The following is a 14,759-nucleotide window of genomic DNA, read 5'->3' on the forward strand; positions in this document are numbered from 1 at the left end:
GCAAAAAATTCAATTGTTTCTTAAGGTAAGGATGTAGAAGGATGAACAAGAGAGGGTTTAATGAAGATGATACATATTTTATTAGCTGATGATGATAAGCATATTAGAGAATTGTTGCATTACCATTTACAAAAAGAGGGGTTTAAAGTTTTTGAAGCAGAAGATGGAAAGGTAGCACAAGATGTTTTAGAGAAAGAAAATATCCATCTTGCGATAGTAGACATTATGATGCCGTTTGTTGATGGCTATACGTTATGTGAAGAAATCCGGAAGTATCATGATATACCTGTTATTTTATTAACTGCGAAAGATCAGTTAGTTGATAAAGAAAAAGGATTCATTTCTGGTACGGACGATTATATTGTAAAACCATTTGAGCCAGCTGAAGTTATTTTCCGTATGAGAGCATTACTACGTCGTTATCAAATGCTGAATGCTGATATGATTACGCTGCACGGAACGACTATTGACCGAAAAGGGTTTGAGGTGAAGTGTAACGGTCAAACGATTTTACTTCCGCTGAAGGAATTTGAATTGTTATCACAACTTGCTAGTTATCCTGGAAGAACATTTTCAAGGGAAGAATTAATTGAATTAGTATGGGGAATGGATTTTGAAGGAGATGAACGAACAGTCGATGTTCATGTGAAACGATTGAGAGATCGCTTCTCAAAACGAACGGATGATTTTCAAATTACGACAGTACGTGGACTCGGTTATAAGTTGGAGTTGAAATAAAATGAAATCATTATACTCTAGATTTGTTTTTATGACGGTTGGGATCATGCTACTTAGCAGTATTATCGGTTTTTTATTAACGAATGTGTACTATCAAGTGAAGTTAAAACCGTACAATAGTGAAAAGATTTTAATGTATGCGGAAGAAGTAAAATCGTTATATGAAAAGCAAAGTGAAGAAAATCAAGAGGCATACTTACGGTCTATTGCGAAGCTAGGATATGAAATTTATATTGTCGATGATCAAAAGAACGGAAAGCGCATCGGTAATGCGTTTCGTAAGACGACAATAAGTGATGATACCGTTCATAAAGTATTGCAAGGAGAAACGTTTAATGGTGTTTCTACGTATCCAACGCGTCTTTTCATTACAGGATTTTTCGATAATGAATTAATTAATAGCGTCGGTGTCCCGGTACAACACGGTGATAAACAGTACGCCTTATTCATTCGCCCTGACATTCAGCAACAATTTGGTGAGATGCGAATTTTTCTAGCGGTATTACTAGGATTTATCGTACTATTAAGTATTATCTTTATCGCAATCGCAGCAGGTTATATCGTTCGTCCCATTCGTAAATTTACAAAGGCCACACAAAAAATTGCGAGTGGGGAATATGAAATTGAATTAGACGTAAAGCGAAAAGATGAAATAGGGACGTTATCTACAAGCTTCCAAAAGATGACGAAAAGTATAAAAGAACTAGATGAAATGAGACAAGAATTCGTTTCGAATGTTTCACATGAATTCCAGTCGCCGCTTTCTTCTATACAAGGGTTTTCGAAAACATTGCAAACAGAAAAGATGAGCGTGGAAGAAAGAAATCGTTATTTACAAATTATTGAGGGCGAAAGTAAGCGAATGTCTAGTTTATGTAAACAGTTACTTACGCTAGCTTCATTAGATAAAGAAGAGAAAGTGTTGCAAATAAAAGAATTCAATCTACAAAAGCAAATTAAAGACGTCATTTTTATGCTCGAATGGAAATGGCGTGAAAAAGACATCGCCGTTGAATTTGATGTGCCGGACATTACAATACGAGGGGATGAAAATTTACTTCATCAAGTATGGAGTAACATCTTTACGAATAGTATTAAGTTTTCAAGCGACGGCGGGACCATTGAGTTTTTTGTCGAAGAGTTAGAGTCTAGTATCATCATTTCTATATCAGACAACGGAATCGGTATGGATAAAGAAGAAATGGACCGTATATTTGACCGTTTTTATAAAGTGGATACTGCAAGAGCGAGAAACGTAGAAGGGAGTGGCTTAGGATTATCCATCGTGCAGAAAATTGTTGAACTGCATAACGGAAACGTTTCAGTGTATAGTATGAAAGGGGAAGGGACGACTGTTCAGGTGGAGCTTCCGAAATAGAGGAAAGAGGCTGTTTTTGAAACAGCCTCTTCTTTTTGTCGATAAGTCGATATAATCGGAAAATCGCTGATATAAATTTCACGTACCCCTCACTTCTGCTATAAAGCCGCACCTTTCCCGCGCTCTACTTTAAACTGCACCCCAAAAGTATCCGCTGTAATCTCATCAGCTTTTGGCAATGCTCGTAATTTCGGATGAAGTAGCCATACGAGCGAAATAAATAAAATCCCGATGCTAGCGAGCGCGAAAATGAGTTGGCTACTAAATACATTTGCAGCATAGCCACCAATTAAAGAACCAAACGGCATAGCAATTGTGCCCATACTTCGCATGACTGAGTTAATACGTCCAATATATTGATTTGGAATTACAATTTGACTAATTGTCGCAAATAATATGTTGGTTGCACCAATTGGAATCCAAGCTAGGCCGAATAAGAAAATAGATAGCCATTGAAATGGTACGATCGTAGAGAGAAACCAAAAGATAGCGCCAGTTGCAAAGCTAATAATAGAGACACGACCAACATTCCGTTTGCCAACCCATGAACTGAATAATGCACCGATAAGACTACCTGCTGATATAGCAGCTAGAAAGAAGCCATATGATTTCACGCCTCCTAAAGAATCAGCAAAAGAAGGGAGTATCGCCATCGTCATACCAATTGAAAAATTAGCGACTACTGAACCGATTAAGAATACGCCCATTAATGAACGGAAGACGATTGAAAAACCTTCTCTTAAATCAGTGAAATATTGTTTCGTTGAAAGTGATGTATTGGTTTCTGCTTGCTTTGGCATTTTTAATGAAAAGAACAAAAGGGCAGTAATCGCGAATGTAAAGGAGTCGATTACATATAAAGTGATTGCGCCAAATAGTGCTACTAATATGCCGGAAAGCATCGTGCAAATTAAATCAATGCCTTGATACGCAAACGAAAAGAGTGAATTTCCTTTTAATAATTGTGCTTTATTCAGTAGAAGTGGTAAAGCTTTTGACTGTGCAGGAAAGGCGAATTGTTCGATAAAGGCTACGATGGGCATGATGATGAGTAGTAGTTGGACTGTTAATAGGTCGAAGTAGTGTGTAATAGGAATGATTAATATAAGAATGCATTGCAGAATTTGTGTAATGACGAGGGTGTTTTTAATTGACCATCTATCAACGAATGGCCCGGTAAGAAATTGAAGTGCAGAAGGTAATAATGTAAGAAAACCAGCCAATCCAGAATAAAAAGGATTACCACTTAGCTTATATACGAGCCACATCGCGGCTACATAGTATAAGCTATCTCCTATGTTTGTAAAAATTCTCCCTAAAAACAGTAAGAGGAAATTCCGGTTTTTTAATATGTCCATTTAATCTACTCCTTTATAATAAAGTGAAACTTTAATCAGTGGGAGGTTCATCCCCACTGATTATTANNTATTAGTTGAACCAATCGGACGTTTACGGGCAGTTAATCTCCCACCTAACTTCTTTTTTTAGTTGAATTTTGAGGTTGGAATTTTACTGCCCGTTAATGTCGGATAAATTTATTCGGTAAAATAAATTTGACCGTTTGTATAAAAAAAATCGTATTACGATTTTTCTTCTTTTTTCACAAATCGCTGCATTGCTCGTTCGTCGATTTGTAGTGCAGTAGTAGAAATGTAATAAGATTTACTATTTGGATCTTTATCCGCATCTTTTGCGATATCATTTAATTCAGCCATCAATTCATGAAACTTTTTTACCCACACTTGAAATTGTTCCGGCGTAGCATCAAACTCCCAGCAAGATGAAACGTAATTCCACTCAGCCGGGTCTTCGCTTTCTTTTCGTAATATAAAAGCTTCTTCAGGAGCAGCGAGAATATGGTTTTTCGTTGTTTCTGCCATTTGTAAAAAGATTTGGCGACCTGATTCGCTTAACATTTCTAAATGAGGTAATAGGTCTGCAGCAGGGGTGAAGCCTCTAGCGACAGATTGATAGAACTTTTGAATGATGCCATTCTTTTCTTCTGTATAAACAATCTCTATAAAACCATTCTTTTCTAATTCTTTTAAATGATAATGAATTTTCGCCCTTGGAATGCCGAATTTCTCAGATAGTAATTGTCCTGTATAAGGACGTTCGCATAGACGCATCATCATTTCGACACGTAGTGGATCGCTTATTGCTTTTAGTTGGCTATAAGTAGTGAGTGTTAACATGGGCTTCAACATGATCAACTCCTTAAATGAAATTACTCGGTCAAGATTATTTGACTGAATTGTACCAAGGATTCCAACTGTTTTCAATACTTTCTGAAAATTTAATCTTACTCTCTGTAATCTTCTGTTCATATTCCGTTCATATTTCTTTTTTATGATAAGTGCATAGAAAGAAAGAGGAAGGAGCGAGCAAAATGTTTTTAGCTCTGCGTGAATTGAAACAATCAAAATTAAGATACGGATTAATCGGACTGATTATGGTGTTATTATCATTTTTAGTTCTTGTTATTTCAGGATTAGCAAATGGACTATCATATGATAATGCTTCATCGATTCAAAATATGGAGGCAAATAAGTTCGTTTTAGCAGATGATGCGGAAAATAAATTACTTCGTTCACAAATTAAGAAAGACGATGTTGATAACGTAGTCAATCAAGTAGGCGAGAAAGAGGCTGTTCCGTTTCGTGTGAAAGTTTCAACATATGAAAAGAAAGATAGTTCGAAAAAAGTGGATGTTGCTATTTTCTCAAGTGAGCGCGATTCATTTTTAGAACCGAACATTGTAAAAGGTGAGAGATTAGGTACAGCAAATAACGAAATGGTTGCTGATGAATCAATTAAAGAAAAAGGAATTGATATTGGAGATACAATTATTGATCCTGTTTCAAAGAAAGAATTTACAATCGTTGGATTTACGAAAGATCAAATGTTTAGCCATACACCAGTCGTTTATGTAAATGAAGACGTATGGGGCGCTATTTCACAACCAAACCAAAAAGATTATAGTGCAATTGCACTTAACACAAATAAAGAGATTAAAAATGCACACGTAATTGACAAAAAAGAAGTACTGCAAAGTATTCCAGGATTTAAAGAAGAGCAAGGGACATTAACGATGATCATTGCATTCTTACTAGTTATCGCTGCATTACTAATCGGCGTATTCTTCTACGTCATTACACTGCAAAAAACACAGCAATTAGGCGTATTAAAAGCAATTGGTACGAAGAACTCTTATTTAGCAAATAGCTTAGTCGTACAGGCGTTATTCTTATCAGTCGTTGCGATGGTAATCAGTATTGTTCTTGTACAAGGATTAGAACAAATTTTACCAGCAGGTATGCCGTTCTTATTAACAACACCGATGATTGCACAATATGCAGCAATCTTTATCGTCATTAGTATTTTAGGAACACTTATTTCGTTATACCAAGTATTAAAAGTGGATGCATTAGAAGCAATTGGAGGCGGGATGTAATGACTTCATTATTAAAATTAGACAAAGTAAGTAAAGTGTACGGAGAAGGGAATACAGAAGTAACAGCCCTTCATCCGATGTCGCTTGATGTGAAAGCTGGAGAGTTTATCGGAATTGTCGGTCCTTCTGGATCAGGGAAAAGTACGTTATTATCAATCGCGGGTGCTTTATTATCACCTTCAAAAGGGGATATTTACATTCGTGAGCAAAATATTACGAAGCTATCAGAAAAAGAAATGACAGACATTCGTTTGAAAAAAATCGGCTTCATTTTCCAGTTCGCAAATCTTGTTCCATATTTAAATGTAAAAGAACAATTGTTTTACATTGCAAAGCTTAAAAAAGAAAACAAACAAGAATCAGAAAAGCGTGCGGATCATTTATTAGCAGCATTTGGATTAGGAGAAAGAAAAAATCATTATCCAAATCAACTGTCTGGCGGGGAAAAACAAAGGGTAGCAATCGCTCGTGCGTTTATGAACAATCCAGATTTAATATTAGCGGATGAACCAACGGCTAGCTTAGATTCAAAACGTGCACGTGAAGTTGTAGAAATGATGAAACGTGAAGTGAAAGAGAGCCAAAAAGCAGCAATTATGATTACGCACGATGAAAGAATGCTTGATGTATGTGATCGTATATTGACGCTAAGAGATGGAAAGTTAATATAAAGAAAAATGGCCAACCGTACATGCGGTTGGCCTTTGTATCATTGTTTTTAATAAGTATAATGGCTTTATTTTGAGAATAACGTTTTAATTTTATTTCGTGTTACTAATAAAATCCCGCCTAATACAGATAACATACCTAAAGCCATATTGTTTGATTGCTCACTACCAGCGTTAGGAAGTTCTTTAGCGTTATTGTTTTTAGTACTATTATCTGCTTGTGTTTGTTTAGACTGTGATACTTCATTGATCTTGTTATCTACATTTTGCTTCGTTGTATGTACCTCAGCTAATTTGTCCTCAATTTTTTTCTCAGTATGTTTAAAGTCGTTGATTTTAATATCTAAGTCTTGTTTTTTCTTTGTTAAATCATCTGAAACAGTTTGTTTCGCTTGTTTAATTTCGTTAATTTTATTTAGTAAATCTTCTCTAGCTTTTTGTAATTCAGCTAGTTTGTTTTTTACATCTTGTTTCGCTAGTTCTAAGTTAGCGGAAAGACTATCTAAATTGCCTTTAATTTTCTTAAGTTCCTCTAACGTATTCCCAGTATGCGGCTTATTTTCTTTTAGCTCAGCAAGTTTGTCCTCAGCAGTTTGTTTTGCTTTCTTTAACTCAGCTAATTTTTCATCTACCTGTTTTTTAACTTCCTTAAGTTCATTAACCTTTTGATCAATGTTCTCTTTATGTTGCTTCATTTCATTCACTTTTTCATCGACAGTTTGTTTATGTTCTTTAATCTCATTCACTTTGTTATCAATATTTTGCTTATGTTCTTTCACTTCAGCAACTTTATCTTCTACTTGTTTTTTATGCTCTTTTATTTCAGCGATTTTATCTTCGGCGATTTGCTTGTCTTGCTGAAGTTTTGCATCGAACTCTTCTTTACGTTGCTTAATTTCGTTAATTTTTTCATCGGCAACTTGTTTACGCTCGTGTAGTTCATTCACCTTCGTATCAACATTTTCCTTAACTTTGTTAAGTTCATGTAATGTTTGATCCACGTTTTCTTTGTGTTGCTGCAATTTCGCATCTAACTCTTGTCTATGTTGCTTAATTTCAGCTAATCGATCTCCTGTACTTTGCTGAGGAGTAGCATCAGTTACTTCTGCATGAGCAGAGTTTGCGCTAGCAATCATTGCTAAAGCTAGTGTAGATGCAGCGATAGTTTGTTTTGTTTTCATATTTTTGTACCTCTTTTCTTTCATATGCATGAGCTGTCTTGTGTAAAAATGAGCATATAGAAGTAGATTATCTTATCATTATATACCATGTTAGGCGCTTAGAGGAAGGATTTGCATAATAATCTATCATTATGTAATTTTGAAATTCTTTTATTTGGGGGTAGGGGACAAATCTTTAGCAAGATGAACAATTTCTTCTATAGTAGAGTTTACATCCTTACTATTACGAATAACAAACAAATAATCAGCCTCATTTTCTACAGGATCTACGACATTTTCGTGAAGTGATTCAGTTTGTTGTCGATCAAGTACTTCTTTGAAATTAGAATATCCACCTCTAAAAATATTGGTATTTCGCGTGCTTCGAGCTACTCTTTCGTAAAGGACATCATCTGGAATGTCAAAATGAACGAGTATGCGTACATATTCCTCTTTCTGAAACAATTCATTTAGCAAATACATCCGGTCATTTCGACTTCTATTTGAGTTGCAAATAATAAGGTGTAAACTCGTATGTTCTTTTGCATAATCAACAATGAATTTCGAAAGACCGTGTTTAAATGTATTAGCGCCTTCAGCCGGTTGTAACTTTTCATAATGCGTATTAATAAATTCAGCTTGGTTATCTTGATCCATAACGAAAGAGTGGGGTAACTCATTTTCTAGTTCTTTAGCAAATGTAGTTTTTCCGCTGTGTGTTTTTCCTACGGTAATGATCACTGATCGTTTCATATTGTTCTCCATATGTATTGTTATCATTTGGGGTATTCGGTGTGGATCGACAATTTTCCTGCTGGGGGATATGCAAAGTGACTGAGTAGCAATAGGCTGAAAGTTTCACGAAAAAATATTCTTTTTAGAAAGAAGGCAGTAATGCTATCGTTACTGAAATATATTATAAAAATGTTCTTGATGAAAAGGAGATTTAATAATAAAAAGGTAAAAACATATATCTTTTATTTTTAAATATAGTCTTTCATAATCAATGTTGAACCAATTGGAAAATTCATGGAAAAGTGTTATGGTTTATTTGGGAGCTGTACATTATTTGTGTTCAGTAAAAAAGGGGGATTAAAGTGGGAGCTAAAATTTTTAACGGCAGGCATATAGCTAATAGTAAGGATCAAGAATTTGTTGTTTTTATTATTGGTATGCGTATTAATAACCTATTGAAATTTTGGAAGTGGATACCAGTTTTTAATGCTATGGGGCCTATGATTAAAGAATTGTATCAAAACCCACAATGGGGTTTCTTACATACAGAATTTTTCTTTAGTTGGAGAAAGGTTGTCTTAATTCAATACTGGAAGGGATTCGATGAATTAGTAAACTATGCTCACGGAAAAAATCATTCAAATGCTTGGAAATCATATAATAATAAGATTAAAGATAATGGGAGTGTCGGTGTTTTTCACGAAACATATCGGATAGAAAAAGGTGCTTCTGAAGCAATCTATGTTAATATGCCAAAAACAGGTTTATCTAGAGCTACCGAACATATACCAGTATCTCAAGATACTAATACCGCTCAAAAAAGAATGGATAAATAATTTGAAAACTTGTGTATATAATTACGGTTTTTCTGCCAGAGAATATACAAATTATTAGAGCGGTAGCAGGCTGAAAACTTGACAAAAAAACTTATTTGTGCTATAATTTACCAATATAAAAATAAAGTGTATAATAGGGTTCTCCTGGCCAGGGGAACCCTATTTTTGTTGTGAAAATGAAGGAGTGTATGTGCGTGAAAAAAGGTGAAGCGAGTGTAACGTCGTTAGTATCAGCTTTCGGAAGGGCGTATCACAGTGAATTTGATCGTTCTAAAATCTTTGATGATTATATAGCTAAAGATTTCATTCCACAAAAGGAACGTAACGATATTGAAACGAATATGGTTCAAGGAATACATTTTTTTAATACAGACATTGCACAGAAGTTTCAAGACAATCCACAAGAAATATTAAAATGGATTACACAAGTTCAATTATCACCAACACCTTTGGCACGTGCGGCATACTGTGAAAGAGTATTACTACATGAGATTACATTCGGTGCAAAGCAATACGTCATACTTGGTGCGGGCTTAGATACGTTCAGTTTCAGACATCGAGAATTAGAGAATGAAATAGAAATATTTGAAGTAGATCATCCTTCTACACAAAGATTTAAGAAGGAGAGAATAAAAGACACAGAACTTGAAATTCCAAACAACCTTCATTTTATTTCGATGGATTTCACGAAAGGATTTTCCAGTGAACAGTTACGGAATGAAGGATTTGAAAATAAAAAGACTTTCTTTAGCCTTTTAGGTGTTTCGTATTATTTAACAAAAGAAGAGCTTTCTAGTTTAATAGAGTGCTTATTCGAGATGGTTCCAGAAGGGAGCTCAATCGTTTTTGATTATCCAGATGAAAACTTATTTACAGAAAAGGGACTGTCCAATCGGGTGGAAAATATGGTAAAAATAGCTGCAGTAGGTGGAGAACCGATGAAATCGTGTTTTTCGTATACCGAAATGGAAGCACTGTTAGAGAAGGCGGGCTTACTCATTTATGAGCATTTATCGCCAGAAGACATAAATACATTATATTTTGAAGGACGAAACGATTATTTAAAAGCTTTTGAGACGGTGCATTACGTGCATGCGGTGAAGAAGTAGAGGATTAGTAGGCATGGGGAGAAATCTCTGTGTCTTTTTTGTATTAAATTCACTGTCCTCGAATAAAGAACAGTAAAACCCCCTAAGTATGTAGAACTTTGATTTTTATTACAAATTTGTAAGGTTAAGTAATGAAAATCGATAGAACTAGATATGGGAATGGGATACTCTGATTATCGGATAGAATATTCTGAAAAAGGAGGTAGAGCAAATGAAGAGTAGACAAAAAGCATCGATAATATGTAAAAGTATTTTATGTTTCATCATTTGTATATTCATTGTGAATGAAGCATGGTTTACAAATGTGGTGAGGGCAGAATCGGGTACGTTGACTGGTAGGAGTATAGAGGATTTCAAAAAAAAGCTGGATGAACAGGTACCCAAATGGCAGGAGAATTATGAGGTACCAGGGGTTGCAATAGGGATTGTACATGAGGGACGTATTGCTTATACACTTAACTACGGTTATGTAGATAAAAAGACAAAAAAAGCGATGAGTGATGATACTTTGTTTCAGGCTGGTTCCATATCTAAAAGTCTTACAGCGTGGGGAATCTTGCATCTTGTAGATGAAGGACGTTTATTACTAGATGATCCTGTTGGAAAATATCTGACCAAATGGAAATTACCTAATTCAGAGTTTAATAATAATGAAGTAACCATAAGAAGATTGTTAAGTCATACTGCAGGGCTATCTGCACATAAAGGATACCTCGGGGTTGCACCAGGGAAACATCTTGACTCTATTGAGGAGTCTCTGTCTGGAAAAGGATGGCTTAATGAACCAGTGGAGGTTACCAATAAACCAGGTTCAGAAACAATTTACTCTGGTGGCGGATATACAATTTTACAACTTGTAATTGAAGAAGTTACCGGAATACCGTTTGATCGTTATATGGAAGATCAAATTATGAAACCTTTAGGAATGAAATCTAGTTCATTTTTACAACGTCCTGAAAACCATAACCTTTCAAAAGCTTATGGATATTTTGGAGAGGAGCTCCCTAGTTACCAATTTACCGAACAGGCTGCTGCAGGTCTTAAGACAAATGTTACCGATATGATGACATTGATACTTGCAAGCATGGATGCAAATAATAAAGGAAATGGTGTCATCAAAAGTGAACGTGTTGAGGAAATGCAAAAGCCGATATTAGGGGAGAATGGTTTAGGTATATTTGAAAAAAAACTATCTAATCAATGGAAATTACTTTATCATTCTGGTGACAATCGAGGCTGGCATTCTTTTTATGGTTTCATTCCTAATACAAAGGATGGATTGGTAATCCTTACAAATGGTGATGGTGGTATAGACTTACGACAGGATATTTATCATGCATGGATTGAATATGAAACGGGAAATTTACCTGAAAGTTACTTCTCTCTAGCTGAGCAGAGAAAAAACAACTCCATTACATCAATTGTTATTGGAGTCATACTTGGTTTATATTTGCTGCTATTTGTAATTAGATTGTACAAAGGTAGAAGAGCGTTCATTTTTAAGAAAGAGAAGAAATCTTACATCGGATTAGTAGTTAGGACATTTTTACTTATTATTACTGCTGTTCTCGTTTTTTGTGCTGCCGATTTGTGGAGAGTGTTTAGTTTGAATTCCGGTAATACAATAAATTTCATTCTAATAATGGTATGGATTATAACATTATTAATTAGTGGGTTTTTCCCGAAAATTAAAAGTAATAAAAACAACGTATGAAACGAAAAAATTTAACATCAAAATTTACATGTATGTAATGTTAAAGGCTAGAAAGCTAGATTGGCGTGAATCGCTAATTGTGGAGTGCAAAAAACGACAAAATCTCTTAAAAAACACTTAACTTTTAACTCCATCTATCTTTACAATCCCTCCTTATAATGTGAATTGGACAAGCACCTAAGAGAAAGCAGAATATGTCAGTTTGTACATTCTATAATTAGGGGGAGAATTTGTATGAAAAAGACAGTTGCTTCGTTAGCAGTTATGGCGGCATTATTACCGACATTTTCAGCACATGCGGAAGGAAAAGAGCAAGTTCGAAAATCAGCTACAACTTTTAACGTTATTAGTGACATTCAAGGTGATTTAGGAGATTTTGATCATGTATTAAAAGATATGAACAAAGTGACGCCACTTTCTAGAGCGCTTATTATGAATGGGGATATAACGCCAACTGGACAACAGTCACAATATGATGATGTGAAGCGTGTGTTAAACAAAAATAAGCATCCCGAGAATGTATGGTCAACTGTTGGGAATCATGAGTTTTATGCTGGTAAATGGACAGCTGATGGGAAGCTCTCTCAAAGTACATGGCCAAATGGTGTAACGGAAGAAACGTTATTTAATCGCTATTTACAATTTAGCGGACAAGAAAAGGTGTACCATAAAAAAGAATTAGACGGTTGTCCGCTTTTATTTTTAGGAACGGAAAAATATATGAAATACCACGATTCAAAAATGTGGGATGAAGTATATATGAGTGATGAGCAATTAGGTTGGTTAAAACAAAATTTAGAAGAGTATAGTCAAAAAGATAAGGATAAGCCAATTTTCATTTTCTCTCATCATGTTTTACCCGATACAGTGTCTGGATCAAGACAATCACCATACTTACAAGATTATTTAAACGGCGATAAGTTGTACGATATATTAAAAGACTATCCACAAGTTGTTTTCTTTACGAGTCACACGCACTGGGATTTAAACTTGCCAGACTGGGCTGGTAAAAAGAAAATTGCGGGCGGAGATAAAAAGGGATTTACTGTTGTAAATACGGGCGGGATTGAAACGGGCTGGATGTCGGCTGGACCAAATGGGGGAGAGAAGACTGCTCCTGATGGTTATTCATTTAAACAAGGGTTGCAAGTGAAAGCATATGGTAGCGATGTAATGGTGACAGCTTACGATTACAAACGTGATAAGGAAATAAAGAAATTAGTAATTAGTGATTCGAAAATTGCACAAATGGCACCCAATGTAACCGCTGATGATAGTAAAAACATAGTTGTCGGTGCAACGGAGTATATGGAGTATAATGTAGAAGGAACGAACGAGTGGCTGACGTATAATCCAGGAAACCTGCCCAAATTTGACGGGGACAAAATCGTATATGTACGCCATAAAGGCGAAATGAATTTAGAACCAGGATTAACGCAGCTTCTTCGTTTTTCGGCAAATAAGTGATTGGAGGGAGCCCGCATTTGAATGTGTGGGCTCTTTTTATTTTGTTGTTTTTTGTCGATAAGTCGATATATTTGAAAAATTACTGATATAAATTTCATGCACCGTATTGAAGTCTAAAGTACTTATATAATTTCATGTACCGCAATGGAAATTGAAAATCCAATACATTTTTACCCCAGAAAGGTGACTTCATCATTTTTACATGTAATAATAGTATCGTTACATACATTGTGAAAGAAGTACAAAGGAGCGTTATTCATGAATTTAGCTAAATTCCCGAGAAAAAAATATACAGAATCGTATACACCAATTGAGAAATTAAACAATTTTTCTGAGGCACTTGGTGGGCCTACTATTTATTTTAAACGAGATGATTTACTTGGTTTAACAGCTGGTGGTAATAAGACGAGAAAGTTAGAGTTTCTAGTTGCGGATGCACAGGAAAAAGGTGCGGATACGTTAATTACAGCTGGTGGTATTCAGTCAAACCATTGCCGTCTAACACTTGCAGCTGCGGTAAAAGAAAAAATGAAATGTATTCTTGTATTAGAAGAAGGGCTTGAGCCAGAAGAGAAGCGAGACTTTAACGGAAACTATTTTTTATATCATTTACTAGGTGCTGAAAATGTAATTGTTGTACCAAACGGAGCAGATCTTATGGAAGAGATGCATAAAGTTGCGAAAGAAGTTAGTGAAAAAGGTAATACATCATATGTAATACCAGTTGGTGGATCAAATCCTACTGGTGCAATGGGATACGTTGCTTGTGCGCAAGAAATAATGACGCAATCATTTGATCAAGGAATTGATTTCAGTTCAGTCGTTTGCGTAAGCGGTAGCGGCGGTATGCACGCTGGTTTAATTACTGGTTTTTCTGGAACACAAAGTAACATTCCTGTAATCGGAATCAATGTAAGTAGAGGAAAAGCAGAACAAGAAGAGAAAGTAGCAAAACTTGTAGAGGAAACGGCAGCTCATGTTGGTATTCCGAACTTTATCTCACGCGAAGCTGTCACATGCTTTGATGAATATGTAGGACCAGGTTACGCATTACCAACGCCAGAAATGGTGGAAGCAGTGCAATTACTTGCGAAAACAGAAGGTATTTTACTCGATCCAGTGTATACAGGTAAAGCAGTAGCTGGACTAATTGACTTAATTAAAAAAGGTACATTTAATAAAGATGACAACATTTTATTCGTACATTCAGGTGGTTCACCAGCTTTATATGCGAATACATCTTTATTTGCGTAAGTGTGAAAAGCATTGGGTATCCAATGCTTTTTTTGTTATATAATGGAATTATTAGAAGGTGAGAGGGGGGCGTATATGAGTTCAAGTTTAAAATGGATTATATACACGGTACTCGGCATTTCTATTTTACTCATTTCATTAGTGGCTTATGGAATTTATTTGTCCCGCTTTAATGGGCAGTAAGACCCCCAACTCAAAATGCAGCAAAAGCAAAGAATTTAGGGGGGGGTTCAACTGCCCATAAAA

General features: G+C 35.5%; 12 protein-coding genes and 1 pseudogene. 9 read left to right on the forward strand and 4 right to left on the reverse strand.

What is annotated here, in order from left to right:
• Positions 1-60 precede the first annotated feature (60 nt).
• On the forward strand, positions 61-738 hold the full coding sequence (locus COL05_RS18670) for a response regulator transcription factor (RefSeq protein WP_098669676.1): 678 nt from the start codon (positions 61-63) through the stop codon (positions 736-738).
• A gap of 1 nt (position 739) precedes the next feature.
• Complete coding sequence (locus COL05_RS18675; protein WP_098669677.1) at positions 740-2,116, forward strand: sensor histidine kinase; 1,377 nt, start codon at positions 740-742, stop codon at positions 2,114-2,116.
• Positions 2,117-2,214: 98 nt separating this feature from the next.
• Here the strand turns inward: COL05_RS18675 and COL05_RS18680 are convergent, their stop codons facing one another.
• Both COL05_RS18680 and COL05_RS18685 read right to left on the reverse strand, forming a co-directional pair.
• Complete coding sequence (locus COL05_RS18680) at positions 2,215-3,474, reverse strand: MFS transporter (protein ID WP_098669678.1); 1,260 nt, start codon at positions 3,472-3,474, stop codon at positions 2,215-2,217.
• Between the two features lie 222 nt (positions 3,475-3,696).
• The gene (locus COL05_RS18685) at positions 3,697-4,323 is read right to left on the reverse strand and encodes an ArsR/SmtB family transcription factor (RefSeq protein ID WP_142337559.1); all 627 of its coding nucleotides are present in this window, start codon (positions 4,321-4,323) and stop codon (positions 3,697-3,699) included.
• Between the two features lie 182 nt (positions 4,324-4,505).
• Here COL05_RS18685 and COL05_RS18690 point away from each other — a divergent pair, with 182 nt between their 5' ends.
• Positions 4,506-5,570 carry an ABC transporter permease gene (locus COL05_RS18690; RefSeq protein WP_098669679.1) on the forward strand — a complete coding sequence of 355 codons (1,065 nt, stop codon included), beginning with the start codon at positions 4,506-4,508 and terminating at the stop codon, positions 5,568-5,570.
• Positions 5,570-6,241 carry an ABC transporter ATP-binding protein gene (locus COL05_RS18695; RefSeq protein ID WP_098669680.1) on the forward strand — a complete coding sequence of 224 codons (672 nt, stop codon included), beginning with the start codon at positions 5,570-5,572 and terminating at the stop codon, positions 6,239-6,241. The genes COL05_RS18690 and COL05_RS18695 overlap by 1 nt, the downstream gene beginning before the upstream one ends.
• Positions 6,242-6,306: 65 nt before the next feature.
• Here COL05_RS18695 and COL05_RS18700 read toward each other — a convergent pair whose 3' ends face one another.
• Both COL05_RS18700 and COL05_RS18705 read right to left on the reverse strand, forming a co-directional pair.
• Positions 6,307-7,419 (reverse strand): LPXTG cell wall anchor domain-containing protein, encoded by a 1,113-nt coding sequence (locus COL05_RS18700; RefSeq protein ID WP_098669681.1) that lies wholly within the window; start codon positions 7,417-7,419, stop codon positions 6,307-6,309.
• Positions 7,420-7,569: 150 nt separating this feature from the next.
• Positions 7,570-8,151 carry an AAA family ATPase gene (locus tag COL05_RS18705; RefSeq protein WP_098669682.1) on the reverse strand — a complete coding sequence of 194 codons (582 nt, stop codon included), beginning with the start codon at positions 8,149-8,151 and terminating at the stop codon, positions 7,570-7,572.
• Positions 8,152-8,495: 344 nt separating this feature from the next.
• On the opposite strand from COL05_RS18705, the gene COL05_RS18710 reads away from it, so the two are divergent.
• The 5 genes and pseudogenes from COL05_RS18710 to cuyA all read left to right on the forward strand — a co-directional run bounded on the left by COL05_RS18710 (position 8,496) and on the right by cuyA (position 14,513).
• A complete protein-coding gene (locus tag COL05_RS18710) occupies positions 8,496-8,969 on the forward strand; it encodes a DUF4188 domain-containing protein (RefSeq protein ID WP_098669683.1) in 474 nt (157 codons plus the stop codon).
• A 194-nt stretch (positions 8,970-9,163) separates the two neighbouring features.
• The gene (locus COL05_RS18715; RefSeq protein ID WP_142337560.1) at positions 9,164-10,078 is read left to right on the forward strand and encodes a class I SAM-dependent methyltransferase; all 915 of its coding nucleotides are present in this window, start codon (positions 9,164-9,166) and stop codon (positions 10,076-10,078) included.
• A 211-nt stretch (positions 10,079-10,289) separates the two neighbouring features.
• Positions 10,290-11,830: pseudogene (locus COL05_RS18720) on the forward strand (serine hydrolase domain-containing protein).
• Between the two features lie 196 nt (positions 11,831-12,026).
• On the forward strand, positions 12,027-13,259 hold the full coding sequence (locus COL05_RS18725; RefSeq protein WP_098669685.1) for a DUF4073 domain-containing protein: 1,233 nt from the start codon (positions 12,027-12,029) through the stop codon (positions 13,257-13,259).
• 258 nt (positions 13,260-13,517) lie between these two features.
• The gene (cuyA, locus tag COL05_RS18730; protein ID WP_098669686.1) at positions 13,518-14,513 is read left to right on the forward strand and encodes a D-cysteate sulfo-lyase; all 996 of its coding nucleotides are present in this window, start codon (positions 13,518-13,520) and stop codon (positions 14,511-14,513) included.
• Positions 14,514-14,759 lie beyond the last annotated feature (246 nt).

This window comes from Bacillus sp. AFS059628 (assembly GCF_002571225.1).
In the GTDB taxonomy this organism is placed as follows: domain Bacteria; phylum Bacillota; class Bacilli; order Bacillales; family Bacillaceae_G; genus Bacillus_A.

Bases quoted from the DNA above. Each gene is read 5' to 3' on its own strand.
- COL05_RS18705 (WP_098669682.1), bottom strand. From the start codon at position 8,151: ATGAAACGATCAGTGATCATTACCGTAGGAAAAACACACAGCGGAAAA.
- COL05_RS18690 (WP_098669679.1), top strand. From the start codon at position 4,506: ATGTTTTTAGCTCTGCGTGAATTGAAACAATCAAAATTAAGATACGGA.
- COL05_RS18675 (WP_098669677.1), top strand. From the start codon at position 740: ATGAAATCATTATACTCTAGATTTGTTTTTATGACGGTTGGGATCATG.
- COL05_RS18725 (WP_098669685.1), top strand. From the start codon at position 12,027: ATGAAAAAGACAGTTGCTTCGTTAGCAGTTATGGCGGCATTATTACCG.
- COL05_RS18680 (WP_098669678.1), bottom strand. From the start codon at position 3,474: ATGGACATATTAAAAAACCGGAATTTCCTCTTACTGTTTTTAGGGAGA.
- cuyA (WP_098669686.1), top strand. From the start codon at position 13,518: ATGAATTTAGCTAAATTCCCGAGAAAAAAATATACAGAATCGTATACA.
- COL05_RS18700 (WP_098669681.1), bottom strand. From the start codon at position 7,419: ATGAAAACAAAACAAACTATCGCTGCATCTACACTAGCTTTAGCAATG.
- COL05_RS18695 (WP_098669680.1), top strand. From the start codon at position 5,570: ATGACTTCATTATTAAAATTAGACAAAGTAAGTAAAGTGTACGGAGAA.
- COL05_RS18685 (WP_142337559.1), bottom strand. From the start codon at position 4,323: ATGTTGAAGCCCATGTTAACACTCACTACTTATAGCCAACTAAAAGCA.
- COL05_RS18670 (WP_098669676.1), top strand. From the start codon at position 61: ATGAAGATGATACATATTTTATTAGCTGATGATGATAAGCATATTAGA.